Source organism: Kitasatospora sp. NPDC091335, assembly GCF_044757205.1.
Taxonomy (GTDB): domain Bacteria; phylum Actinomycetota; class Actinomycetes; order Streptomycetales; family Streptomycetaceae; genus Kitasatospora.
In genome coordinates, this window is the sequence record NZ_JBIVUM010000004.1 from 182,987 (window position 1) to 205,348 (window position 22,362).

A 22,362-nucleotide genomic window follows, 5' to 3' on the forward strand; every position below is an offset into this window, starting at 1 on the left:
ACACCTAGTTCAGCCGGTGCCTGGCCGCCCTGGCCTCCTGCCGGACCTTGGCGGCGGTGTCCGGGTCGAAGGCGTCCAGGATCTGCGCGTAGGCGTCCATCTCCGCCGAGCCGCCGAGGAAGTCCCCGGTGCGGACGAGGAGTTCGGCCCGCTCCAGGCGCAGCTGGGCGGGGTGCCTGGGCAGCAGCAGGGCGAGTTCGGCGGCCCAGAGCTGGGTGCGGGCGTGTTCGGGGCGGTCGGCGGCCCAGGCGCGGATGTTGCCGAGCACCCGCAGCACGATGTCGAGCGGCTGGGCCGGGGTCAGCAGGGCGGGGCCGAACTCCTGCCCTGCGGCGGCGACCAGCTGCTCGGCGTCCTCCGGGTCGAGCAGTCGTCCGCCGTGGAACGGGTCGGCCAGGACGTAGTCCTCGCCGCCCGCGGGGCCGCCCACCGCGACGATGAAGTGGCCGGGCAGCGCGATGCCGTGGACGGTCAGCCCGGCCCGCCGGCCGACCGCCATCCACACCAGCGAGAGCGTGATCGGCAGCCCGCGCCGGCGCCGCAGCACCTCGGGCAGCAGCGAGGACTCCAGCCGCCGGTAGTCCGCCGGCTGCCCGTGGAAGCGCTCCCGTCCGCCGAGCACCGCGGCGAGCAGGGCGGCGGTCTCCTCGGGCCCGACGGGCGCCCGCTCGGCGACCGCCAGCCGGACCGCCGCCGCGTGCCGCTCCAGCGCGGCCTCGCAGGCGGCGAGCAGTGCGTCCACGCCCGGTGGTTCGCCGGGGTCGTCCGGGTCGGGCACCATGCCGTGCTCGGCGGCGGCGAGCAGGCACAGCAGCACCGGGTCGGGCTGTTCGGCGCGGGCGGCGGTCCGGAAGCGGTCTCTGCTCTGCTCGGTCACGGTGACGGCGACGGCTTTCGTACGGCGGACGGACAAGGCGGCGGACGGACGGGGGAGGCGGGACGGCGCGGCCGCTATCCCTGGGGAAGGAGGGCGTAGTGGTAAGTGTGACTGGTCGCGAAGCCGAGTCCGTCATAGAGCGCGATCGCTCCCGCGTTCTCCGCCTCGACCTGGAGGTAGGCGCCGCTCGCCCCCTCCTCGGCCGCGCGCGAGGCGAGCACCGCCATGACCGCCGTCGCCAGCCCGGCCCGCCGGGCGTACGGCTGGACCTCGATCGCGCCGAAGCAGGCCCAGGGGCCGTCGATGACGCAGCGTCCGATCGCCGCCGGCGGCTGTCCCGGAGCGCCGGGCACGGTGGCGAACCAGACCGAGGGCCCGCCGTGCAGCACCTGGCGGGCCGCCTCCTCCACCGCCGGGTCGCCGCCGACCCGCCGGTACACCGACATCCACCGCGCGTCCGCCGTCCGCGCCAGCCGTACCCGGTCGTGCCCGGAGCCGACCCGGGAGAGGCCGGCCAGCGGGGCGGTGCGGACCAGGGTGGGCGCGTACCCGGCGCCCAGCCGGTCGAGCTCGGCGACCAGCGGATCCGGCGAGCCGGGGGAGATCACCTCGACGTACGCGGGCAGGCCGCGCGCCGCGTACCAGGCGCGGACCGCCGCCAGCGCCTGAGGCAGCGGCAGCCCGGGCTCCCCGAGCGCCTGGACGGAGTTGGCCCGCCGGGTGAACCCGGCCGCGGCGCGCAGCGTCCACTCGCCGAGCGGCTCCCGCTCGACGGCCGGCCAGCCGCGTCCCGCGATCCGCTGCAGCTCGACCGGCGTGGTGACCGGCAAGGTCGCGCGTCGGACCGGAAACCGCGGCACCACCTTGCCTGCGACCAGCAGCTTCTCCGGCAAGAACACCGGATCGCCGGCGCGGGGGACGATCGTCAACCCATGATCGTCCCACGATGTGAGCACACCGATCGAATCCCGGAACACCGGCCGGTCGTCCACGAACTCCGAGAGGCGCCGTACGGACACGCGTCGTCCCACGTCAGAGCGATCTATCCGGACCTCGGGACGATCGTCCGCCGGGTTGCCCGTCGTCATCTGGCCACCTCCTGTGCATTTGCGGTCTCCGACCCGCGATACTAGGGGCGGGCATCGACGACGCCGCGCTCACCGCGCACGGCAGCAGAACAGAACGGGCCACCAGGCCCTTCCGAGGAGGAAAGACAGCGTGACCTACGTCATCGCGCAGCCTTGTGTCGACGTGAAGGACAAGGCGTGCATCGAAGAGTGCCCGGTTGACTGCATCTACGAGGGCGAGCGATCGCTCTACATCCACCCGGATGAGTGTGTCGACTGCGGCGCTTGCGAGCCGGTCTGCCCGGTCGAGGCGATCTTCTACGAGGACGACACTCCGGAGGAGTGGAAGGACTACTACAAGGCGAACGTCGAGTTCTTCGACGACCTGGGCTCGCCCGGCGGCGCCTCCAAGCTCGGCCTGATCGAGCGTGACCACCCCTTCATCGCCGCTCTGCCGCCGCAGAACGCCGACCACTGACGATCGGTGGCAGAACAGCTGTGAGCACCAACAGCACGCGCGCGCCGTTCCCGGGCCACCCGGGGGCGGCGCGCCGCGTTTCGGACAAGCTCCCGGTCTTCCCCTGGGACAAGCTGGAGCCGTACAAGAGGACCGCGCTGGCCCACCCCGGCGGGCTCTGCGACTTCTCCGTCGGCACCCCGGTGGACCCGGTCCCCGAGGTGATCCAGAAGGCGCTGGCCGCGCACACCGACACGCCCGGCTACCCGACCGTCTGGGGCCCGCTGGAGCTGCGCGAGGCGATCGCCGGCTGGCTGCACCGCCGGCTCGGCGCGGAGATCGGCCCGCAGGCCGTGCTGCCGACCGTCGGCTCCAAGGAGCTGGTGGCCTGGCTGCCGACCCAGCTCGGCCTCGGCCCCGGCGACCAGGTCGCCTACCCGCGGCTGGCCTACCCGACCTACGAGGTGGGTGCCCGGCTGTGCGGCGCCGAACCGGTCGAGTACGGCTCGGTGGACGAGCTGGACGGCTCCCGGGTGCGCCTGCTCTGGGTGAACTCGCCCTCCAACCCGACCGGCCGGGTGCTGGGCGCCGACGAGCTGCGCCGCGCCGTCGAGTGGGCCAGGGAGCACGGGGCGCTGCTGGTCAGCGACGAGTGCTACCTGGAGCTGGGCTGGGAGGCCGATCCGGTCTCCGTCCTGCGTCCGGACGTCTGCGGCGACGGCCACGAGGGCCTGCTGGCCATCCACTCGCTCTCCAAGCGCTCCAACCTGGCCGGCTACCGCGCCTCCTTCGTGGCGGGCGACCCGGTGGTGGTCAAGGAGCTGCTGGAGGTGCGCAAGCACGGCGGCATGATCGTGCCGGCGCCGGTCCAGGCAGCGACCGTCGCGGCGCTCGCGGACGACGCGCACGTCGCCGAGCAGCGTGAGCGGTACGCGGCCCGGCGCTCGGCGCTGCGGGCGGCGCTGGAGGCGTACGGCTTCCGGATCGAGCACTCCGAGGCGAGCCTCTACCTGTGGGCGACCCAGGACCGCCCGTGCTGGGAGACCGTGGCCGAACTGGCCGGGCTGGGCATCCTGGTGGCGCCCGGCGACTTCTACGGTCCGGCCGGCGACCGCTTCGTGCGGGTCGCGTTCACCGCGACCGACGAGCGGGTCGCCGCGGCCGTGGAGCGGCTGAACGCGGGGCGCTGAGCCTCCCTGAGGGGCCGTACGGCGAAGGGGCCGGTGTCACGGACACCGGCCCCTTCGGCCGTTCCGGCCCGGCCGTACGGGAGCACACCCGGGCGGAGCACCGTACGGGCGCACGGAGCCCCGCCGGTGCGGAACACCGCCCGGCCGTACGGATCGCGGCCGGGCGGCGGTGCGGAGCACGGCCCGGCGCCGTGGCGCCCGGCCGGGCCGTGTGAGCTACAGCGGCAGCCCGTTCAGGCCGCCGCCGTTGAGGCCGCCCAGCAGGCCGCTGAGCGGGCCGAGCGCGCCGGTGAGGCCGGACAGCGGGCTGTTCTGGCCGAGGTCGGCACCGCCGAGGCGGTTGGCCGACCCGTGCTCGGCCAGGCCGAGCACGTCGGTGGCGGGGAGGTCGGCCGGCAGGGCCTGCTGGACCGAGCCGAGCGGCAGCGCCCGCTGCACCGCGCCGACCGGCAGCGCGTCGGCGACGGCGGTGCCGCCGGGGACGGCCCCGGTGAGGTTCTCGGCGCCCGGCACGGCCTGGGTGACCGTGCCGGCCTGGGTGAGCCCGCCGAGCGGGCCCGTGTCGGCGAGGGCGCTGCGGTTGCCCGTGCTCTTGCCGGTGACGGCCTCGCCGAGCTTGCCGGCCAGAGCCGAGGCGACCCTCGGGGTGACCGAGGAGAGCTGGCCGGCGGTCGCGGCGGTCTGGTCGACCGGAGCGGTCAGCGAGCCGGCCTTCTCGTTCGCCTCGGGCAGCTGCTGGGCGACGATGTTGCCGGCGGCGTCGGCGGAGGCCGGTACGCCCGCGGCGACGGTGGCCGCGCCGGTGCTGCCGGCGGCCTGGCCGAGCTGGTGGGTGGTGTGCTGGAGGGTGGAACCGGTGTCGGTGTTGGTCAGCTGGCCCAGCGGTGCCGCGAGGTCGCTCTTGGGCAGCAGGGCGTCCCCGCCCAGGGCGGACGCGGAGCCGGCCGCGACCAGCGGGGTCGCTCCTGCGGCCACGACGAGCGCGGCCTGGGCGATCCGGCGCGTGAGGGAGTGAGACATGGGGCTCCTCGAAGGGGTCTGGGTCCGTCCCGTCCGCCCCGGGGACCGGGTGTGGACGACCGGGCGGACGACGTTGTTACCGCTTGAGAAGCCAGAAGGTTTCGGCCCGGGCAAGGGAGATGTCTGACCGACCATCGGATCGTACGACTGCGACGATGCCGTCCGCCGGGCCCGGTCGGACGCCGTCGAACCGGCCCCGGCCAAGGGGAGTGACGGTTCTCCACCCTGGTTCGCCGGAACGGGCGGCCGGTCCACCGGCGTTGACCCGAATCACCCGATCGGCGGCAACCCGAACACCTGTGCGTCAGCCCTTGCCGACCGGCGCCAGGGTGACCTGGACGAGCTTGGTCGAGGTGCCCGAGGTCTGCGTCTGCCAGCCGTCCTCGGACTTGGACTTGCGCCAGATCTTCCCGTCGTAGGCGACCGTCGCGACGCCCAGCTGCTGGGCCTGGGCGACGGCCCAGTGGGCCACCTCCCAGCCGATGGCCCGCTCGGCGCTCACCCCGCCGTCCGCACCGGCGTCCGAGGAGGAGGTCAGCGCGGTGGTGGCCGGGTCCGGGGTCAGCGAGACCGCGTTCTCGGCGCCCTTGATGGTCGAGGCGTAGCCGGTCGCCGGGGTCACCGTGCGGCCGAACTCCCGGCGCACCCGGTCGGACAGCACCTGGGCCCGGTCCGGAGCCGCGACCGGAGCCGCGGTGGCGCCCGGGGCGGCGGTGGCACCCGGGGCGGGGGAGGAGGAGTCCTCCGGGTCCGGCCTGGCGTAGTCGCGCACCACACAGGAGAACGAGGCGGGCTCGCGGCCGGCCAGCGCCGAGGTGAGCAGCGTCGCCTTGGTCTCGTGCTTGGCGTAGGCCTGCGGGTAGCCGCTCTTCTGCACCGTCTGCGCGGCGTCGGTCAGCGGCATCCGGGTGTAGCCGGGGACCTTGACCAGGCCGTCCAGGAACTTGTTGGTCGCGTACACAGGGTCCGCGATCTGCGCCGGGGTGCCCCAGCCCATCGACGGCCGCTGCTGGAACAGGCCGATCGAGTCCCGGTCGCCGCCCGCGAGGTTGCGCAGCTTGGACTCCTGCATCGCGGTCGCCAGCGAGATCGTGGTCGCCCGGTCCGGCAGCGCGCGCGAACGCGCCACCGCGGCGATCGTGGCGGCGTTGGCGGCCTGCGGCAGCTCCAGCGTGCCGTTGCCCGCCGCCGTCTTCACCGTGCACTCCTCGGACGCGTCCGGCTTGAAACCGAACCACCAGATCCCGACCACGGCCAGCCCGGAGACCAGGGCGAGACCGAGCAGCCCCACGATCACCATCAGCAGGGCGCGCAGTGGCCCGCGGCGTCGAGTGGGCTCCTCCTCGTCGCCCAGCTCCACGCTGCTCCTTCTCCTGGCCACCGTCGCCCCTCTCGTGCCTGCTCCTTGATCCGACACCGTACCCACTCGGACGGATGTGCGGCGCCCCCCGGTTGCCGATTGCCCGCCCGCTCTCCTCCGGAGCGCCCCCCGGTCCGGGCGGTGAGGCCGGTCCGGGTCACCGGGCGGCCGCCCCGCGCGGACTAGGCTGGCGCCCATGAGCAGCCCGAACCCGACGCCCCTGGACCTCACTCTCGACGGCGGCACGCTGACCGCCAGGCTCGTCGACTTCCCCTCGGTGAGCGGCGACGAGCAGGCGCTCGCCGACGCCGTGGAGGCCGCCCTGCGCGGCTACCCGCACCTCACCGTGGACCGTCACGGCAACAACGTGGTGGCCCGGACGAACCTGGGCCGCGCCGAACGCGTCGTGCTGGCCGGCCACCTGGACACCGTGCCGATCGCCGACAACCTCCCCTCCCGCGTCGAGGGGGACCTGCTGTACGGCTGCGGCACCACGGACATGAAGTCCGGGGTGGCCGTCCAGCTGCGGCTGGCCGCCGGCCTGACCGAGCCCAACCGCGACCTCACCTTCGTCTTCTACGACTGCGAGGAGGTGGAGGCCAGCCGCAACGGCCTGGGCCACCTGGCCAAGGACCGCCCGGAGCTGCTGGCCGGCGACTTCGCGGTGCTGATGGAGCCGAGCGGGGGCATGGTCGAGGGCGGCTGCCAGGGCACCCTGCGGGCGCAGGTCAGGCTCACCGGCGTGCGCGCCCACTCGGCCCGCAGCTGGCTCGGCGACAACGCCATCCACCACGCCGCCGAGGTGCTCACCCGACTGGAGAACTACCGGCCGCGCCGGGTGGAGATCGACGGCCTGGAGTACCGCGAGGGCCTGAACGCGGTCCGGATCGACGGCGGCGTGGCCGGCAACGTGATCCCGGACGAGTGCGTCGTCACGGTCAACTTCCGCTTCGCCCCGGACCGCGACGAGGCGGACGCGAGGAAGCACGTGCAGGAGGTCTTCGCGGGCTTCGAGGTGGTGGTCACCGACTTCGCCGCGGGCGCCCTGCCCGGTCTCGCCCAGCCGGCCGCCCAGGCCTTCCTGGCGGCCACCGGCGGCCAGGCCAGGGCCAAGTTCGGCTGGACCGACGTCGCCAGGTTCAGCACGCTCGGCGTCCCCGCGGTCAACTACGGGCCCGGCGACCCGAACCTCGCGCACAAGCGGGAGGAGCACTGCTCGCTGAGCGCCATCGCCGAGGCCGAGGAGCGGCTGCGCGCCTGGCTGACCGGCTGAGCCGGGCGGCCCGGCTCGGCCGGCCCGCGGTCGAACGCCACCTTCCGGTTGCCCAACCGACCTTCCCCCGTTGCCTGAAAACGGGGGAAGGCGGGCGTAGGGTTTCGTCATGACAGGCACAGGAGACGAGAAGCACTACGGCCACGGTCCCGAGCAGGTCGGGGTGCCGCGGAAGAAGAAGGCCTGGCCCGAGAAGCAGAAGGGCCCGGTGCTGGTGCGCCGGGACCAGGTCGGCACGAGCACCACGGACCAGCGCCTGCTGGACACCACCGGCCCCACCGACTGGCTGCACACCGACCCGTGGCGGGTGCTGCGGATCACCTCCGAGTTCGTCGAGGGCTTCGGCGCCCTCGCCGAACTCCCGCCCGCGATCAGCGTCTTCGGCTCCGCCAGGACCCCGGCCGACTCGCCGGAGTACGAGGCGGGTACGGCCATCGGCCGGGCCCTCGCCGAGGCCGGCTACGCGGTGATCACCGGTGGCGGCCCGGGCGCGATGGAGGCGGCCAACCGCGGCGCCTCCGAGGCGGGCGGGCTCAGCGTCGGGCTCGGCATCGAGCTGCCCTTCGAGCAGGGCCTCAACGAGTTCGTCGACCTGGGGCTGAACTTCCGTTACTTCTTCGTCCGCAAGACGATGTTCGTGAAGTACTCGCAGGGCTTCGTGGTCCTGCCCGGCGGCCTCGGCACGCTGGACGAGCTGTTCGAGGCGCTCACCCTGGTGCAGACGAAGAAGGTCACCCGCTTCCCGGTGATCCTCTTCGGCAGCGCGTACTGGGGCGGCCTCTACGAGTGGCTGAAGGACACCCTGGTCGCGCAGGGCAAGGCGGCCCCGCACGACCTGGAGCTGTTCCACGTCACCGACGAGATCGACGAGGTCATGAAGATCCTCGCCGACGCCCGCCGGCCCGCGAACGAGATCTAGGCCCGAGCCCTAGGCCAGCCCCCGGCGGGCGACCGCCGGGGGGCGGGTGCCCCGGATCGAGGCGACCATGTCCAGCACCTGGCGGGTCTGCTCGACCTGGTGCACCCGGTAGACCTGCGCGCCCAGCCAGGCGGAGACCGCCGTGGTGGCCAGGGTGCCGAGCAGCCGCTCGTTCACCGGCTTGTCCAGGGTCTCGCCGACGAAGTCCTTGTTGGAGAGCGAGACCAGCACCGGGAAGCCAGTCGCGGTCATCTCCGGCAGCCGCCGGGTGGCCTCCAGCGAGTGCCGGGTGTTCTTGCCGAAGTCGTGGCCCGGGTCGATGATCACCGCGTCCCGCCGTACGCCCAGCTCCACCGCGCGCTCGGCCAGCCCCACGGTCACCCGCAGGATGTCCGCCATCACGTCCTCGTACCCGGTCCGGTGCGGCCGGGTGCGGGGCTCGGCACCGCCGGCGTGGGTGCAGACCAGCCCGGCTCCGTGCCGGGCGGCGACCTCGGCGAGCTTCGGGTCCACCCCGCCCCAGGCGTCGTTCAGCAGGTCGGCGCCGACCTCGCAGACCGCCTCGCCGACCTCGTGCCGCCAGGTGTCCACGCTGATCACCGCCTCGGGGTGGCGCTTGCGCAGCTCGGCCACGAAGGGCACGGTGCGCCGCAGTTCCTCCTCGACGGTGACCTCGTCGCCGGGCCCCGCCTTCACCCCGCCGATGTCCAGGATCGCCGCGCCCTCGGCCATCGCCCGGTCCGCGGCGGCGAAGGCGGCCTCGTCGGCGAAGGTCGCACCCCTGTCGAAGAACGAGTCCGGCGTCCGGTTGACGATCGCCATGATCACCAGCTCGTCGTCACCGAATTCCCGCGGTCCCAGGCGCAGTGCCACCGATGTCTCCTCCACAGCTCCTGCGGGTGCGATGATGGCCCCCGGCCTCACTAAGGGACCATGCTGTCATGATCAGTGTGGTTCCCTGCCACCTCATAGCGGACCGGCCGGGAGTTCGGGAGGACAGCTCGTGTTCTGGGTGATCGTGGTCGCCATGGCCGTGGTGGTCGGCGGTGCCGCCCTGGTGGCGCTCGGCGGGGGAGGTTCGATGCCGGAGGCGGCACCGGACCGCGTCTCCGCACGGCTGCCGCAGGACCGCCCGCTGGGCAAGGCGGACGTGGACGAACTGCGCCTGCCGATGGCGCTGCGCGGCTACCGGATGGACGAGGTGGACGACGTCCTGGACCGCCTCGGTGCCGAACTCGCCTACCGCGACGCGCGGATCGCCGAGCTGGAGGCCGCCGCCCACCTGCGCGGCGCCGTCGAGGCGACCGCCGCCCCCGACCCGGCGGCCGAACCGCTGCCCGGCCTGGAGGAGTTCGCCCAGGTGGTCGAGCCGGCCGTGGCGCTCACCAAGCAGCCGGCCGGGGAGCAGACCCCCGAGGACGCGAAGCCGGGGCGGGACCGGTGACGGCGGCGGACGGCGCGGTGCTCGGCGCGGACGGCCTGCGCCGCTGCGGCTGGGGCGACTCCCCCGAGGACTACCGCTTCTACCACGACACCGAGTGGGGCCGCCCGGTGCACGGCGACGACGCGCTGTTCGAGCGGGTCAGCCTGGAGGCCTTCCAGTCCGGACTGTCCTGGCTGACCATCCTGCGCCGCCGCGAGGGCTTCCGGGCCGCGTTCGCGGGCTTCGAGATCGCCAAGGTCGCCGAGTTCGGCGAGGCGGAGCAGGAGCGCCTGCTCGCCGATCCGGGCATCATCCGCAACCGGGCCAAGATCGAGGCGGCGATCTCCAACGCGCGGGTCGCCCGCGACCTGGAGGGCGGCCTGGACGCGCTGATCTGGGGGTTCGCCCCGGAGCCCGGCCGGCCGGCCCCCCGCGCCCTGGGCGAGGTGCCGGCCGTCACGCCCGAGTCGACGGCGCTGGCGAAGGCGTTGAAGAAGGAGGGCTTCCGCTTCGTCGGCCCGACCACCGCCTACGCCCTGATGCAGGCCTGCGGGCTGGTCGACGACCACCTGGCGGACTGCCACGTCCGGACCGGCGCCCGGGGCTGACCACCGGGTCCGGGCCGGCCGGCCCGGACCCGCCGAGGCCGTCGGCGGCCCGGGTGCGTCAACGGCCCGGGTGCGTCAACGGCCCGGGTGCGTCAACGGCCCAGGTACGTCGGCTTCTCCTTGGCGATGAAGGCGCGCACCGCGATCCTGTGGTCCTCGCTCTCGCCGGCCAGTGTCTGCAACTCGTCCTCCTTGTCGAGGAGTTCGTCCAGCGAGTGGGAGGCGCCGTACGCCAGCGACTCCTTGACGGCGCCGTAGGCGACGGTCGGGCCCTCGGCCAGCTCGCGGGCGAAGACCCGTGCGGTGGCGGCGAGTTCCCCGGCCGGCACCACCTTGGTGGCCAGGCCCAGCTCCATCGCCTCGGCGGCCTTCACCGTCCGGGGCAGCATCAGCAGCTCGGTCGCCCTGGCGTGCCCGACCAGCCGGGGCAGCGTCCAGGAGGCGCCCGAGTCGGCGGTCAGCCCGATCCCGGTGAAGGCGGTGTTGAAGCCGGCCCGGTCGGAGAGGACGCGGAAGTCGCAGGCGAAGGCGAGCGAGGCACCCGCGCCGGCCGCCACCCCGCCGACCGCGGCGACGGTCGGCTTGCGCATCCCGGCCAGCGCCCGCACCAGCGGGTTGTAGTGCTCGGCGACGGTCCGCAGCGCTCCCTCGCCGGTCTCCTCGGCCCGATTCAGCATGGCCAGGTGCTCGTTCAGGTCCTGCCCGACGCAGAACGCCCGCTCGCCCGCCCCGGTCAGCAGCACGGCCCGCACCGCCGGGTCGTCGGCCGCCGCGGTCACGGTGTCGCGCAGCGCGACCTTGGTGGCCACGTCGAGGGCGTTCATCGCCTCCGGGCGGTTGATGGTGATGACGGCGAGGCCGCCGTCCAGCTCGTACTGCACGGAATCGGACATGGGTGAGGGCTCCCGGGGTCGTGGCGGTGTCAGTCGTGTGTGTCAGGATGCCGGAGCACGCGGGGGCCTGGGGAGTGTGAGGTATCGCACCTTCCCGTGGCGTCCGCACCGCCGCCACGCCGGGGCTTATGACATGAATTGCGACGGTTGGGGGCGGTCCGGCCGTGGTTGCACCGAGAGTGATGTTGGTCATCAGCCCGTGGCATGCGGGATAATGGCTTCCGATCAATGCGTTCGATACCGGCGGTGGACGGACTGCCGGTGCGTAGCTGAGCGGTTGCAGGAAGGGGAACGAGCATGGCGGCCATGAAGCCGCGGACGGGTGACGGCCCGCTCGAAGTCACCAAAGAGGGGCGGGGCATCATCATGCGCGTTCCGCTCGAAGGCGGCGGACGCCTTGTGGTGGAGCTCACGCCTGACGAGGCCGACGCCCTCGGCGAGGCCCTGAAGAAGGCCTGCGGCTGACCGCAGCAGGTGCTCGCCATCTCCTGGGGATGTGCAGCCGGGCCCGGGTACGACGTCACGTCGGCCCGGGCCCGCGCGTTTTCCGCCCCGCCGGGGCCCGGTGGCCCACGGCCCCGGAACGGCCGCACAGGGGCTGCCCGGCGGCCTCTCGGCGGCCGCTCAGCGCTTGATGGCGCAGAGCAGCCCGTCCGACACCGGCAGCAGCGCCGGCAGCAGGGCCTCGCTCTCCCGCACGTCCCTGACCAGGTCCCTGACCGCCCCGGTCTGCGGGTCCTGGAGGTCTGGCTCGGCCAGCCGGCCCTCCTGGAAGACCCCCTCGAAGCAGACCATCCCGCCCGGCCGCAGCAGCCGCAGCGCCTCCAGCAGGTACTCGCAGGACTCGGCCGGATCGCCGTCGCAGAACACCAGGTCGTACTGGCCGTCGGCGAGCCGGGGCAGCACCTCCAGCGCCCGGCCCGGTATGAACCTGGAGCGGTTGGCCGCGAACCCGGCCGCCTGGTACGCCTCGCGGGCCAGCTGCTGGCGCACCGGCTCCGAGTCGACGGTGGTGAGCACGCCGTCCGGCCGCATCCCGCGCAGCAGGTAGACCCCGGACACCCCGGTGCCGGTGCCGATCTCGGCCACCGCCTTGGCGTCCAGCGCGGCCGCGAGCAGCCGTAGGCAGGCCCCTCCGCTCGGCCCGATCGCCCGTATCCCGGTCCGCGCGGACTGTGCCCGGGCGTAGGTCAGCACCGCGTCCTCGCCCACGTAGGTGTCGGCGAGAGCCGCGCGTGCGGGCCCGAACTCGCTGATGGCTGCCTCTTCCGGAGCTCCGGGCGGCGACCCGGTGCCGAAGGATGTCGATATTTCCTGGCACAGGTTACTGGCCGACCGGGAACTGCGTACGGCGGCGGGCCGTTGTCATGACGGACCGGGTGCGGAAGTCCTCCCGGGCACTTTTATCCGGGCTTGACGGGTGAGGTGGATATGGTGGTGGCCCTGCTGGGCAGAAGAGCCGACCGAGGAGGTGTGGCCGAGGGCGACGTCCCTGTGCGGCGGCACCCCCGCGGCACCGCGTCAGCCCGTACGCCGAAGCCCGTGATGAACCAGCCTGCGCACTCCGACCTGGACCAGCCCGTCGCCGCGACGCCGGCCACCGAGGCGCCCGCCCTCGCGACCTTCACCGAGGGTCCCGACGCGCAGACCTGGACTCCGCCCACCTGGGAGGAGATCGTCGAGGCGCACAGCGCCCGCGTCTACCGGCTCGCCTACCGACTGACGGGGAACCAGCACGACGCCGAGGACCTCACCCAGGAGGTCTTCGTCCGGGTGTTCCGTTCGCTGTCGACCTACACCCCCGGCACGTTCGAGGGCTGGCTGCACCGGATCACCACCAACCTGTTCCTGGACATGGTCCGCCGCCGCCAGCGCATCCGCTTCGACGCGCTCGGCGAGGACGCGGCCGAGCGGCTCGCCTCCCGCGAGCCCAGCCCGGCCCAGCACTTCAGCGACACCCACTTCGACGCCGACGTGCAGCACGCCCTGGACACCCTCGCCCCGGAGTTCCGCGCCGCCGTGGTGCTCTGCGACATCGAGGGCCTGTCCTACGAGGAGATCGCCGCCACGCTGGGTGTCAAGCTCGGCACCGTCCGCAGTCGCATCCACCGCGGCCGTTCGCACCTGCGCGCCGCGCTCAAGCACCGCGCCCCCGGCTCGGCCCCCGGCCGTGAGCGCCGCGGCGGCTCGGAGGAGCCGGTGCCCGTCGGTGTCGGCGCGGTCGAGGCCGCGGTCGCGCCCGGTGGGCGCGGACGGAGGCGGTCGTGAGCGGAACCAGCCGGTCCGGTTCGGACCGGTCGGACCCGTCCGACCGGCCTCCGACCCGACGGAGCTGGGGCCTGCCGGGCCGTCGCGGAGGCGACGAACCCGGTGAGCCCGTGCTGCCCCCGGTGGCGCTGCCCGCGGACTCGGCGCTGCACGCGCTTCCCGTCCGCCCCGCCGCACCCGCCGTCGAGGAGCACCACCTCGGCGAGCGCCTCTCCGGCTTCCTGGACGGCGAACTCGGCCACGACTCGCGCGACCGGGTCCAGGCCCACCTGGCGACCTGCCCGCAGTGCCTCGCCGAGGCCGACGAGGGCCGCGCCGTCAAGCACCTGCTGACCCGCACCGGCACGCCCGGCCCGTCCGCCGGGCTGATGGCCCGCCTGATGGCCGTCGGCAACCTGCCCGAGGACGCCCCGGCCGACCACGACTGGCAGGCCGGGCGCGGCCGCCGCGATGACGACGACGACCTGCCCGGCGGCGGGGTCGCCGCCACCGGCACGCTCGGCGGCAGCCGGCTCGACGGCGGCTCCTTCGGCCGCGGTGCCGGGGCCTCCTTCGGCGCCGGCGCGCTCGGCGCCGACTCCCCGCTGCCCGGGGTCGACCCGCGCGCCTTCGGCCGCGGCGCGGTGCTGCGGCCGCTGATGGGCCGGCGCTCCGGCCGTCCCGAACCCACCGCCGACGCCCCGGCCCGTCCGGAGCCGTCCGCGACCGCGTTCCGTGCCCCCGCCCGCGGCCGCCGGCTGGTCTTCGCCGCCGCGGGAGCCTTCTCCGTCGCCGCGGTGACGCTCGGCGGCGTCGGCGGGCTCACCCCGCAGGGCGAGGAGCGCCACGGCACCACCGTCAGCCCGCCCGGGGCCGGGAGCGGCCGCGGTGGCGGCCTCGTCCCGATGAACGCGCAGGTCCCGGTGGACTTCCCCGGCCGACCGGTCGCCGCGACCCGCGAGGCGACCCCGTCGGGCTCCCCCGAGCGCTACCCGGGCGGCGTGGCCGCGCTGCGCCAGCAGACCCGGTAGAGCGGCCCTCGAAGGACCGGGCACAGGCCCTCGACCGTTCGTCCGCACGGCCTCGGCCACCAGCAGGTCTTTACCACGGCTTCATCCCAGCGTGGACCAGGGACTCGCCGGTGGCCATTACCCTGTAGGAACCGTCGTCCGACGAGCTAGGGAGCAAAGGGTGTTCAGCGACGTAAGCGGGCTGGAGGTCCTGACCCTGGTCGTGATGGCGATCATCATCTTCGGTCCGGACAAACTGCCGAAGCTGATCCAGGACACCATGAACGTCGTCCGGAAGATCCGCTCCTTCGCCGACAACGCGAAGGAGGACATCCGCAGCGAGCTGGGCCCCGAGTTCCAGGACTTCGAGTTCGAGGACCTCAACCCCAAGACCTTCGTCCGCAAGCAGCTCATGGGCGACCAGGAGGACCCGCTGGGCCTCAAGGACATGAAGGACTCGCTGGACATCCGCTCCGTCCTGGACGACAAGCCGGCGGCGCCGGTGAACGGCCGCAGCGGCAGCGTCAGCTTCGAGAAGTCCGAGCCGGCCCCCGCCTCCGCCGGGGCCCCGCTGGCGCCCGGCGAGCGGCCCCCGTTCGACCCCGACGCCACCTGATCCGCGCCGCCGGTCCGCGTCGCGCGCGGCGCTCCGGCAGCGCGCCGGCACGCCGCGCACGGTGCCCGGAACCGCGCCGCCGCCCCGCCCGGCCACCCGGCTGAGCGGGGCGGCGGCTCGTGCGCCGCTATTGTGCTGATTGTTCCCGCTGAGCCGTCCGTCACATCGCGACCCGTCGCGGACCAGGAACGGCTCCGGGGAACGCCGCGGTGCGCCACCATGGGAGCGCGCCACGGCAGGCAAACGTGTGTTTGAGGAGGCCCGGGGATGGACGCGACGAGTCAGGCGGGAGGGGCGACGGCCACGGCCGGTGGCCCGGTGGTCGGCGGGCAGGCCCGTCCGGCGGACCCACTGGTGCCCTACCTGTCCGCCGACTTTCCCTGGTACGGGCTGGACGAGGGCTGGACCGGCCGCCGCTTCCTGGTGCAGGCCGGCGCCGGCGGCCGGGCCGCGGGCAGTGTCGACTACGGCTCGCTCGGCCACGGCGAGGAGCCGGCCCAGCGGTACGAGCCGCGCGACGTGCGGAAGTTCGCCGTCGTGGTCACCGTGGCCCGCCGGGACAGCCGCCGCAGCGCCGACAACACCGGCACCCTGGAGGCGACCTCCGCCTCCTCCGCCGCCTGGCTGGCCGGCTCCGGCCTGCTCGCCGCGACCTGGCCGGGGCAGCTGGACCGCGCGCTGCGACAGGACTGGCTGGACCAGCAGAGCAGCCTCGCCTGGGACCTCGCCGACGACCTGGCGGGCCCCGGCTGGTCCACCCTCAGCCTGCCCGTCAACGGCCTGCCGCAGCCCTTCCGCTACCGCGAGTCCGAGTACGGCTGGGTGCTGGCGGGCGAGGCCCCCGGCGTCCTGCTGGGCGCCTACGGCCGCGGCGTCAGCGCCTACGGCATCGGCTTCTCCACCGTCCCGGAACTGGCCGCCTACACCCGGCCGTAGGGCCCGTGGCGGTACGACGAGGGGCCGGGTGGTCACCCGGCCCCTCGTCGGTCACCGCCTCAGAACTTGTTCCTGGGCGTCAGGCCCAGCGACATCCCCGACAGCCCTCGCTGGCGGCCGCCGAGCTTGCCGGCCACCGCGCGCAGGGCGGCGCCGGCCGGGGAGTCGGGTGCGGCGAGCACGACCGGGCGGCCGTCGTCGCCGCCCTCGCGCAGCCGGACGTCGATCGGGATCGAGCCGAGCACCGGGACGGTCGCGCCGACGGTGCGGGTGAGCGCGTCCGCGACGATCCGGCCGCCGCCGGTGCCGAACACGTCGATCATCTCGTCGCAGTGCGGGCACGGCATGCCGGACATGTTCTCGATCACGCCGACGATCTTCTGGTGGGTCTGCACCGCGATGGTGCCGGCCCGCTCCGCCACCTCGGCGGCGGCCATCTGCGGGGTGGTGACGATCAGGATCTCCGCGTTGGGGACCAGCTGGGCCACCGAGATCGCGATGTCGCCGGTGCCGGGCGGCAGGTCCAGCAGCAGCACGTCCAGGTCCCCCCAGTACACGTCGGCGAGGAACTGCTGGAGCGCGCGGTGCAGCATCGGGCCGCGCCAGACCACCGGGGCGTTGCCCGGGGTGAACATGCCGATCGAGATGACCTTCACGCCGTTCGCCTGCGGCGGCATGATCATGTCCTGGACCTGGGTCGGCCGTCCCTCGACGCCCAGCATGCGCGGCACGCTGTGGCCGTAGATGTCGGCGTCCACCACGGCGACCTTCAGGCCGTCCGCGGCCATCGCGGCCGCCAGGTTCACGGTCACCGAGGACTTGCCGACGCCGCCCTTGCCGGAGGCGACGGCGTAGACCCGGGTCAGCGTGCCCGGCTTGGCGAACGGGATCTCCCGCTCGGGGGCGCCGCCGCGCAGCAGCTGGGACAGCTCCTTGCGCTGCTCGTCGCTCATCACGTCGAGCTCGACCTCGACGCCGGTCACGCCGGGGACCTTCCCGACCGCCTCGCGCACCCGGGTGACGATGGTGTCGCGCATCGGGCAGCCGGAGACCGTCAGGTAGACCGCGACGTGCACCGCGCCGCCCTCGGTGATCCCGACCGATTTCACCATGCCGATCTCGGTGATCGGGCGGTTGATCTCCGGGTCGTTGACGGTCGCCAGCGCCTGGCGTACGGACTCCTCCGTGACGCCGGCCGCAACCTCTGTCTCGTTGGCCATGCCTTGATGGTACGGCGCCGCCGGATTGCCTTGACTTGCCGGTAGCGTGCCGCCGGTTACAGGGAGCCGGAGGTCTCCCGGCGCTCCTCGATCTCCCTGAGCAGGGACTGGAGTTCGGACCGGATGAAGTCTCGGGTGGCCACCTCGCCGAGGCCGTGCCGCAGGGCCGCGACCTCGCGGGTCAGGTACTCGGTGTCGGCGATGTTGCGGTCGCTGCGGGCCCGGTCCTGCTCCATGTTGACCCGGTCCCGGTTGTCCTGGCGGTTCTGCGCCAGCAGGATCAGCGGGGCCGCGTACGAGGCCTGGAGCGACAGCGCCAGGGTCAGGAAGATGAACGGGTACTCGTCGAAGCGCACGCTCGCCGGCAGCAGGGTGTTCCACGCTATCCAGACGACCACCACCACCGTCATCCAGACGATGAACCGCCCGGTGCCGAGGAAGCGGGCGATCCGCTCGGACAGGACGCCGAACGCCTCCGGGTCGTAGGAGGGCAGCGAGAGCAGGCCGGGGCGGGCGGTGCGGGGCTGGTCGAGCCTGGCCCGGCCGGTGCCGGTGATCGGCGTGGTCTCCGCGCGCCGGTCCCGGCCTCCTTCGCGGGTGCGCAGCTCGCGCAGCTGGCGCAGCTGACGGAGTTCACCCTGGAGGCGCCGGCGCGCGGAGTCGTCCGGCCGTCCGTTCCGGTCACCGTCCACCGGTCACCCCTTCCGTGTCGTCGTCGCGGGTCTCGTCGTCGGCGTGCAGCGCGGCGTCGCGCCAGTCGTCCGGCAGCAGGTGGTCGAGCACGTCGTCGACGGTCACCGCGCCGAGCAGGTGGTCTGCCTCGTCCACGACCGGCGCGGCGACCAGGTTGTAGGTCGCCAGGTAGCTGGTGATCAGCGACAGCGGGGTGTCCGGCGGCAGCGGGTCCAGGTCGTCGTCCACCAGCGAGCCGACCAGGACGTACGGGGGCTCGCGCAGCAGCCGCTGGAAGTGCACGGTGCCCAGGTAGCGGCCGGTCGGGGTCTCGTTCGGCGGCCGGCAGACGAAGACCTGCGCGGCCAGGGCGGGCTTGTGGTCGCTGACCCGGACCCGGGCCAGCGCCTCGGCGACCGTCGCGTCCGGCTCCAGGACGACCGGCTCGGTGGTCATCAGACCGCCGGCGGTGTCCTCCTCGTACGACAGCAGGCGGCGCACCGGCGCGGCCTCGTCCGGCTCCATCAGCTGGAGCAGCCGCTCGGCCTCGTCGCCGGGCAGTTCGGAGAGCAGGTCGGCGGCGTCGTCCGGGTCCATCGCCTCCAGGACGTCGGCGGCGCGCTCCTTCTGGAGCTTGCCGATGATCTCGACCTGGTCGTCCTCGGGCAGCTCCTCCAGGACGTCGGCCAGCCGCTCGTCGTCGAGGGCGGCGGCCACCTCGGCACGGCGCTTGGCGGACAGGTGGTGCAGCACGCTGGCCAGGTCGGCGGGACGCAGCTGCTCGAAGGTGGCCAGCAGGTTGGCGGCGCCCTGGTCCTGCTCCGGCAGCGAGAAACCGGTGACGTCCTGCCAGTCCAGGGTGAGCCGCTCGCCCTTGCCCTTGCGCAGCCTCCCGGCGCGGCCGACCTGGACGAAGACCTTGCTGATCTCCCACTCGCGCAGCCGGGTCTGCACCATGCCGACGTCCAGCACGGTGACCCCCTCACCGGTCTTGGACCAGGTGACGGTGCGGTCCAGCAGCTCGGCGAGCACCAGGGTCTCGGACGGGCGCTGCTCGAAGCGGCGCAGGTTGATCACCCCGGTGGTGAGCACCTGGCCGGACTCCAGGCTGGTCACCCGGGTCATCGGCAGGAAGATCCGGCGCCGGCCGACCACCTCGACCACCAGGCCCAGCACGCGCGGCGGGCGGCCGCCGAGCCGCAGCGACACGACCACGTCCCGGACCCGTCCGACCTGGTCGCCGTTCGGGTCGAAGACGGCGATGGCGGACAGATGGGAGATGAAGACCCGGGTGCCTGGTCCTGCCATGGACTCCCTCGACTCGCTCGACGCCGTACCGGATGCGCCGGGGGCGCACTCGCGGCCAAGGCTACCCGCGCGTCCGGGGCCCGGCCCGGTGGCACGGTAGCCGCCGGACGAGTCCTCGGCGTGAACCTTTAACGGCGCTTGAACAGCAGTTTGGGCAGGCCGGCCGGGATCGGGCGGCGGGTGGTGGCCGGGGTGGCCATCGGCCGCGCGCCGTGCGAACCGTCCGGCATCGCCCCCGGGCGCTCGGTGAGCGGGCCGGCCGGCTCCAGTCGCAGCACCCGGCACTCGCGGGCCCAGCGGTCGGTGATGGCGTCGGTGTCGGGCGCGTTCAGCCGCTTGCCCCTGAGCTCCTCGACGGCGCCCCGCCAGGCCTCGCCGTCCGGTGCGAGCTCGACCACCCGGGCGCTCCAGCCGGTCAGCCGGCCGCCCTTGTCCTTGCTGCGGACGGTGACCGTGGCCCCGGTGCCCGGCTCCAGGCCGTGCAGCGGCTGCTCGCCGCCCCCGCCGACCACCACGACCGCGCCGTCGTGCCAGGCGTGCCACAGCGGCCGGGCGTGCTCCTGGCCGTCCGCGCGTACCCAGAGCAGGCCGGACTTCTTCGCGGCCTCCTCCAGCAGGGCCCGGTCGAGGAAGTCGTCGGCGGTCGCGGGGGCGGGCGTACGGTCCATGGCGCACAGCGTACGGCTTCCCCCGGGGCCGCCTCCCCGTCGTCCGGATGTCTCACCCTCCGGGCGACAGTTCCATTACGGCACCACGGGCCTTACCGTATGACCGCCCCACTATCGCCCCGCCGCCGCCCCACCCCTCGTGACCAGCAAGGAGCGCCGTGCCCGCCGCCCGGCCCGCGACCGCCCCCTCCGCCGACCCCGCGACCGCCGACCCGCGTCCGGCGCACCCGCACCCGCATCCGCATCCGCTCCCGACCCTCGACCTGCTGCTGCTCGCCGTGGCGATCGGCGGCATCTCCTTCTCCGGCCCGCTGATCAGCGCCACCGCCGCACCCGCGCTGGCGATCGCCTTCTGGCGCAACGCGATGTCGGTCGGCGCCCTCGGCCCGTACGCGCTGCTGCGCCACCGCGCCGAACTGCGCGGGATCGGCCGGCGGGCGCTGCTGCTCGCGGTGGCCGCCGGGACGCTGCTGGCCGTGCACTTCGCGCTCTGGATGCCCAGCCTGCGGATGACCTCGGTGGCCTCGGCCACCGCCCTGGTCACCACCACCCCGCTGTGGACCATCCTGCTGATGCGGCTGATGGGGGTCAGGGCGCCGCGGCCGGTCTGGATCGGCACGTTCGTCGCCTTCGCCGGCGTACTGGTGCTGACCGGCGTGGACCTCTCGCTCTCCCCGCAAGCGCTGCTCGGCGACGCGCTCGCGCTCGCCGCGGGCCTGGCCTCCGCCGCCTACGTGCTGCTGGGCGCCGAGGTCCGCAAGACCGTCAGCACCACCGCGTACACCCTGGTCTGCTACGCCACCACGGCGGTGGTCCTGCTGGGGGTCTGCCTGGCCGCCGGGACGCCGCTGGCCGGGTGGTCCGCCGGGGTGTGGTGGCAGATCGTGCTGCTGATGGTCACCGCCCAACTGCTCGGCCACTCGCTGACCAACCGGGTGGTGCGCAACCTCGGACCGTCCATCACCTCCACCGCGATCCTGCTGGAGACCCCGGGCGCGGCCCTGATCGCCGCCCTCTGGCTGGGCCAGTGGCCCCCGGTGGCCGCCTACCCGGCGATGGTGCTGATCCTGCTCGGCCTGGTCCTGGTCGCCCGCGGCGGGCGGCGCTGACCGCCGTCGTGCCCGGCCCCGGCCCCGGTCCTGTCCTGGGCCCGGTCCTCGTCCTGCTCCCGGTCCTCGTCCTGGTCCCGGTCCCTGCCGTCGTCCCGGCTCCGGCCGTCGGTGCGGTCAGAGCCAGCCGTTGCGGCGGAAGCCCCGGTACATCCCGACGCAGATCAGCGCGATCGCGCCGAGCACCGTCGGGTAGCCGTACTTGTGGTGCAGCTCGGGCATGTACTCGAAGTTCATGCCGTAGACGCCGGTGATCATGGTGGGCACCGCGAAGATCGCCGCCCAGGCGGTGATCTTGCGCATGTCCTCGTTCTGCGCCACCGAGACCTGCGCCAGGTTCGCCTGGAGGAGCGAGTTCAGCAGTTCGTCGAAGCCGTGCACCTGCTCCGCGACCCGGGCCAGGTGGTCGGCGACGTCCCGGAAGTACTTCTGGATGTCCGGGTCGACCAGCCGCTGGAGCGGCTCGGACAGTTGCTGCATCGGGCGCAGCAGTGGCACCACCGCGCGCTTGAACTCCAGGACCTCGCGCTTGAGTTGGTAGACCCGGCCGACGTCGGCGCTGCGTCCGCCCTTGGCCGAGAAGACGCCGTACTCGATCTCGTCCACGTCGTTCTGGAGCCGCTCGGCGACCAGCAGGTAGTTGTCCACGACGTGGTCGGCGATCGCGTGCAGAACGGCCGCGGGCCCCTTGGCGAGCAGCCCGGCCTCGTCCGCGTCCGCCTCCAGCCGGTGGCGCAGCTCCTGCAACGAGCCGTGGCCGCCGTGCCGGACGGTGATCACGAAGTCCCGGCCGGCGAAGACCATCAGCTCGCCGGTCTCCACCACCTCGCTGGTGGGCGTGAGTTGGTCGTGCTCGACGTAGCGGATGGTCTTGAAGACGGCGAACAGCACGTCGTCGTAGCGCTCGACCTTCGGCCGCTGGTGCGCGTGCACCGCGTCCTCGACCGCGAGCGGGTGGAGGCCGAAGCGCTGGGCGATCCCCTCGAACTCCGCCTCGGTCGGCTCGTGCAGCCCGATCCAGCTGAACGACCCCTCGCCCTCGGGGAGTTGGTGCGCGGCCTTGACCCGGCGGGCGGCCTCGCGCGGGCTGCACGTCTCGCCCCTGCGCCTGCCGTGCTGGTAGACCGCGCAGTCCACGACCGCCGAGGCGGCGTCCTCGGCGACGTCGTAGACGCCGGCCGCGCCGCGACGGCGGTTGGTGCGGACGGCGGCGCGCAGGCTGTTGATCATCGACATGGCAGGCTCCCAGAGGCAGGAACCGTCGTGCGGCGACGTGGAAGAAGAAACGTTCGGCCGCGGAACGACGGCGGAGAACACCGGTGAAGAAGGGGATGAAAGTGCTCTCCCGGCCGGTCCGTTCACCGTGGGGCCTGCGCCCGGGGCTACCGCGGCTGATTCAGCCGGTTGGGCCCGCGGGGCGAGGGGTACGGGGAAGTCGGGGCCGGGCAGAGCTGCCGGTACTGCATGGTCGGCCGGTATCCACCGCAAC

At 73.8% G+C, this 22,362-nt stretch carries 24 protein-coding genes; 12 read left to right on the forward strand and 12 right to left on the reverse strand.

The genetic code is table 11. From position 1 onward, the window contains the following. Positions 1-4 precede the first annotated feature (4 nt). Together ACIQOW_RS12280 and ACIQOW_RS12285 are read right to left on the reverse strand one after the other, a co-directional pair. Positions 5-877, reverse strand: a complete 873-nt coding sequence (locus tag ACIQOW_RS12280; protein WP_401083286.1) for a transglutaminase family protein — start codon at positions 875-877, stop codon at positions 5-7. Between the two features lie 74 nt (positions 878-951). Beyond that, entirely contained in the window at positions 952-1,806 is an 855-nt protein-coding gene (locus ACIQOW_RS12285; protein WP_401083288.1) for a GNAT family N-acetyltransferase, read from the reverse strand. Between the two features lie 289 nt (positions 1,807-2,095). On the opposite strand from ACIQOW_RS12285, the gene fdxA reads away from it, so the two are divergent. Continuing rightward, complete coding sequence (gene fdxA, locus ACIQOW_RS12290; RefSeq protein ID WP_030061559.1) at positions 2,096-2,422, forward strand: ferredoxin; 327 nt, start codon at positions 2,096-2,098, stop codon at positions 2,420-2,422. 20 nt (positions 2,423-2,442) lie between these two features. Further along, positions 2,443-3,591, forward strand: a complete 1,149-nt coding sequence (dapC, locus tag ACIQOW_RS12295; protein WP_401083290.1) for a succinyldiaminopimelate transaminase — start codon at positions 2,443-2,445, stop codon at positions 3,589-3,591. A 216-nt stretch (positions 3,592-3,807) separates the two neighbouring features. Here dapC and ACIQOW_RS12300 read toward each other — a convergent pair whose 3' ends face one another. Further along, positions 3,808-4,611: a hypothetical protein gene (locus ACIQOW_RS12300; RefSeq protein ID WP_223244198.1), complete on the reverse strand. Its 804-nt coding sequence runs from the start codon at positions 4,609-4,611 to the stop codon at positions 3,808-3,810. Positions 4,612-4,915: 304 nt separating this feature from the next. After that, on the reverse strand, positions 4,916-5,971 hold the full coding sequence (locus tag ACIQOW_RS12305) for a hypothetical protein (RefSeq protein WP_401083292.1): 1,056 nt from the start codon (positions 5,969-5,971) through the stop codon (positions 4,916-4,918). A gap of 196 nt (positions 5,972-6,167) precedes the next feature. On the opposite strand from ACIQOW_RS12305, the gene dapE reads away from it, so the two are divergent. Both dapE and ACIQOW_RS12315 read left to right on the forward strand, forming a co-directional pair. Further along, entirely contained in the window at positions 6,168-7,244 is a 1,077-nt protein-coding gene (gene dapE / locus ACIQOW_RS12310) for a succinyl-diaminopimelate desuccinylase (protein WP_401083294.1), read from the forward strand. 109 nt (positions 7,245-7,353) lie between these two features. Beyond that, complete coding sequence (locus ACIQOW_RS12315) at positions 7,354-8,163, forward strand: TIGR00730 family Rossman fold protein (RefSeq protein WP_401083296.1); 810 nt, start codon at positions 7,354-7,356, stop codon at positions 8,161-8,163. A gap of 9 nt (positions 8,164-8,172) precedes the next feature. On the opposite strand, the gene folP is transcribed toward ACIQOW_RS12315, so the two are convergent. Next, entirely contained in the window at positions 8,173-8,985 is an 813-nt protein-coding gene (gene folP, locus ACIQOW_RS12320; RefSeq protein ID WP_401083733.1) for a dihydropteroate synthase, read from the reverse strand. A gap of 181 nt (positions 8,986-9,166) precedes the next feature. Here folP and ACIQOW_RS12325 point away from each other — a divergent pair, with 181 nt between their 5' ends. Together ACIQOW_RS12325 and ACIQOW_RS12330 are read left to right on the forward strand one after the other, a co-directional pair. Continuing rightward, positions 9,167-9,607: a DivIVA domain-containing protein gene (locus tag ACIQOW_RS12325; protein ID WP_188296509.1), complete on the forward strand. Its 441-nt coding sequence runs from the start codon at positions 9,167-9,169 to the stop codon at positions 9,605-9,607. Continuing rightward, on the forward strand, positions 9,604-10,194 hold the full coding sequence (locus tag ACIQOW_RS12330) for a DNA-3-methyladenine glycosylase I (RefSeq protein ID WP_188296510.1): 591 nt from the start codon (positions 9,604-9,606) through the stop codon (positions 10,192-10,194). The genes ACIQOW_RS12325 and ACIQOW_RS12330 overlap by 4 nt, the downstream gene beginning before the upstream one ends. 92 nt (positions 10,195-10,286) lie before the next feature. Here the strand turns inward: ACIQOW_RS12330 and ACIQOW_RS12335 are convergent, their stop codons facing one another. Beyond that, positions 10,287-11,087 (reverse strand): enoyl-CoA hydratase-related protein, encoded by an 801-nt coding sequence (locus ACIQOW_RS12335; RefSeq protein ID WP_401083299.1) that lies wholly within the window; start codon positions 11,085-11,087, stop codon positions 10,287-10,289. Between the two features lie 297 nt (positions 11,088-11,384). Here ACIQOW_RS12335 and ACIQOW_RS12340 point away from each other — a divergent pair, with 297 nt between their 5' ends. Further along, positions 11,385-11,552 carry a DUF3117 domain-containing protein gene (locus ACIQOW_RS12340; RefSeq protein ID WP_014137929.1) on the forward strand — a complete coding sequence of 56 codons (168 nt, stop codon included), beginning with the start codon at positions 11,385-11,387 and terminating at the stop codon, positions 11,550-11,552. Positions 11,553-11,711: 159 nt separating this feature from the next. On the opposite strand, the gene ACIQOW_RS12345 is transcribed toward ACIQOW_RS12340, so the two are convergent. Beyond that, positions 11,712-12,344: an O-methyltransferase gene (locus ACIQOW_RS12345; protein ID WP_188296514.1), complete on the reverse strand. Its 633-nt coding sequence runs from the start codon at positions 12,342-12,344 to the stop codon at positions 11,712-11,714. A gap of 288 nt (positions 12,345-12,632) precedes the next feature. Here ACIQOW_RS12345 and sigE point away from each other — a divergent pair, with 288 nt between their 5' ends. The 4 genes from sigE to ACIQOW_RS12365 all read left to right on the forward strand — a co-directional run bounded on the left by sigE (position 12,633) and on the right by ACIQOW_RS12365 (position 15,896). Next, a complete protein-coding gene (gene sigE, locus ACIQOW_RS12350; RefSeq protein WP_401083735.1) occupies positions 12,633-13,355 on the forward strand; it encodes an RNA polymerase sigma factor SigE in 723 nt (240 codons plus the stop codon). Between the two features lie 110 nt (positions 13,356-13,465). Continuing rightward, positions 13,466-14,365, forward strand: coding sequence for a zf-HC2 domain-containing protein (locus ACIQOW_RS12355; protein WP_401083301.1), 900 nt, complete (start codon positions 13,466-13,468; stop codon positions 14,363-14,365). 160 nt (positions 14,366-14,525) lie between these two features. Next, positions 14,526-14,960, forward strand: a complete 435-nt coding sequence (locus tag ACIQOW_RS12360) for a sec-independent translocase (protein ID WP_401083303.1) — start codon at positions 14,526-14,528, stop codon at positions 14,958-14,960. 267 nt (positions 14,961-15,227) lie between these two features. Continuing rightward, complete coding sequence (locus tag ACIQOW_RS12365) at positions 15,228-15,896, forward strand: hypothetical protein (protein ID WP_188295020.1); 669 nt, start codon at positions 15,228-15,230, stop codon at positions 15,894-15,896. Between the two features lie 59 nt (positions 15,897-15,955). Here ACIQOW_RS12365 and ACIQOW_RS12370 read toward each other — a convergent pair whose 3' ends face one another. From ACIQOW_RS12370 to ACIQOW_RS12385, 4 genes are all read right to left on the reverse strand, one after another. Beyond that, entirely contained in the window at positions 15,956-17,116 is a 1,161-nt protein-coding gene (locus ACIQOW_RS12370; RefSeq protein WP_188295019.1) for an Mrp/NBP35 family ATP-binding protein, read from the reverse strand. A 56-nt stretch (positions 17,117-17,172) separates the two neighbouring features. Further along, entirely contained in the window at positions 17,173-17,721 is a 549-nt protein-coding gene (locus tag ACIQOW_RS12375; RefSeq protein ID WP_401083737.1) for a DUF1003 domain-containing protein, read from the reverse strand. Positions 17,722-17,797: 76 nt separating this feature from the next. Further along, positions 17,798-19,096: a magnesium transporter MgtE N-terminal domain-containing protein gene (locus ACIQOW_RS12380; protein WP_401083307.1), complete on the reverse strand. Its 1,299-nt coding sequence runs from the start codon at positions 19,094-19,096 to the stop codon at positions 17,798-17,800. 128 nt (positions 19,097-19,224) lie between these two features. Next, complete coding sequence (locus ACIQOW_RS12385) at positions 19,225-19,764, reverse strand: hypothetical protein (protein ID WP_401083309.1); 540 nt, start codon at positions 19,762-19,764, stop codon at positions 19,225-19,227. Positions 19,765-19,922: 158 nt separating this feature from the next. Here ACIQOW_RS12385 and ACIQOW_RS12390 point away from each other — a divergent pair, with 158 nt between their 5' ends. Next, positions 19,923-20,873, forward strand: a complete 951-nt coding sequence (locus ACIQOW_RS12390) for a DMT family transporter (protein WP_401083311.1) — start codon at positions 19,923-19,925, stop codon at positions 20,871-20,873. A 117-nt stretch (positions 20,874-20,990) separates the two neighbouring features. On the opposite strand, the gene corA is transcribed toward ACIQOW_RS12390, so the two are convergent. Beyond that, positions 20,991-22,109, reverse strand: coding sequence for a magnesium/cobalt transporter CorA (gene corA, locus ACIQOW_RS12395; RefSeq protein ID WP_401083313.1), 1,119 nt, complete (start codon positions 22,107-22,109; stop codon positions 20,991-20,993). Positions 22,110-22,362 lie beyond the last annotated feature (253 nt).

What these genes read in the sequence shown, in the direction of transcription:
- ACIQOW_RS12370 (WP_188295019.1), bottom strand. Translation starts at nt 17,116, where the DNA reads ATGGCCAACGAGACAGAGGTTGCGGCCGGCGTCACGGAGGAGTCCGTA.
- folP (WP_401083733.1), bottom strand. Translation starts at nt 8,985, where the DNA reads ATGGCGATCGTCAACCGGACGCCGGACTCGTTCTTCGACAGGGGTGCG.
- ACIQOW_RS12315 (WP_401083296.1), top strand. Translation starts at nt 7,354, where the DNA reads ATGACAGGCACAGGAGACGAGAAGCACTACGGCCACGGTCCCGAGCAG.
- ACIQOW_RS12335 (WP_401083299.1), bottom strand. Translation starts at nt 11,087, where the DNA reads ATGTCCGATTCCGTGCAGTACGAGCTGGACGGCGGCCTCGCCGTCATC.
- ACIQOW_RS12380 (WP_401083307.1), bottom strand. Translation starts at nt 19,096, where the DNA reads ATGGCAGGACCAGGCACCCGGGTCTTCATCTCCCATCTGTCCGCCATC.
- ACIQOW_RS12385 (WP_401083309.1), bottom strand. Translation starts at nt 19,764, where the DNA reads ATGGACCGTACGCCCGCCCCCGCGACCGCCGACGACTTCCTCGACCGG.
- corA (WP_401083313.1), bottom strand. Translation starts at nt 22,109, where the DNA reads ATGTCGATGATCAACAGCCTGCGCGCCGCCGTCCGCACCAACCGCCGT.
- ACIQOW_RS12300 (WP_223244198.1), bottom strand. Translation starts at nt 4,611, where the DNA reads ATGTCTCACTCCCTCACGCGCCGGATCGCCCAGGCCGCGCTCGTCGTG.
- sigE (WP_401083735.1), top strand. Translation starts at nt 12,633, where the DNA reads ATGAACCAGCCTGCGCACTCCGACCTGGACCAGCCCGTCGCCGCGACG.
- ACIQOW_RS12365 (WP_188295020.1), top strand. Translation starts at nt 15,228, where the DNA reads ATGGACGCGACGAGTCAGGCGGGAGGGGCGACGGCCACGGCCGGTGGC.
- ACIQOW_RS12340 (WP_014137929.1), top strand. Translation starts at nt 11,385, where the DNA reads ATGGCGGCCATGAAGCCGCGGACGGGTGACGGCCCGCTCGAAGTCACC.
- dapE (WP_401083294.1), top strand. Translation starts at nt 6,168, where the DNA reads ATGAGCAGCCCGAACCCGACGCCCCTGGACCTCACTCTCGACGGCGGC.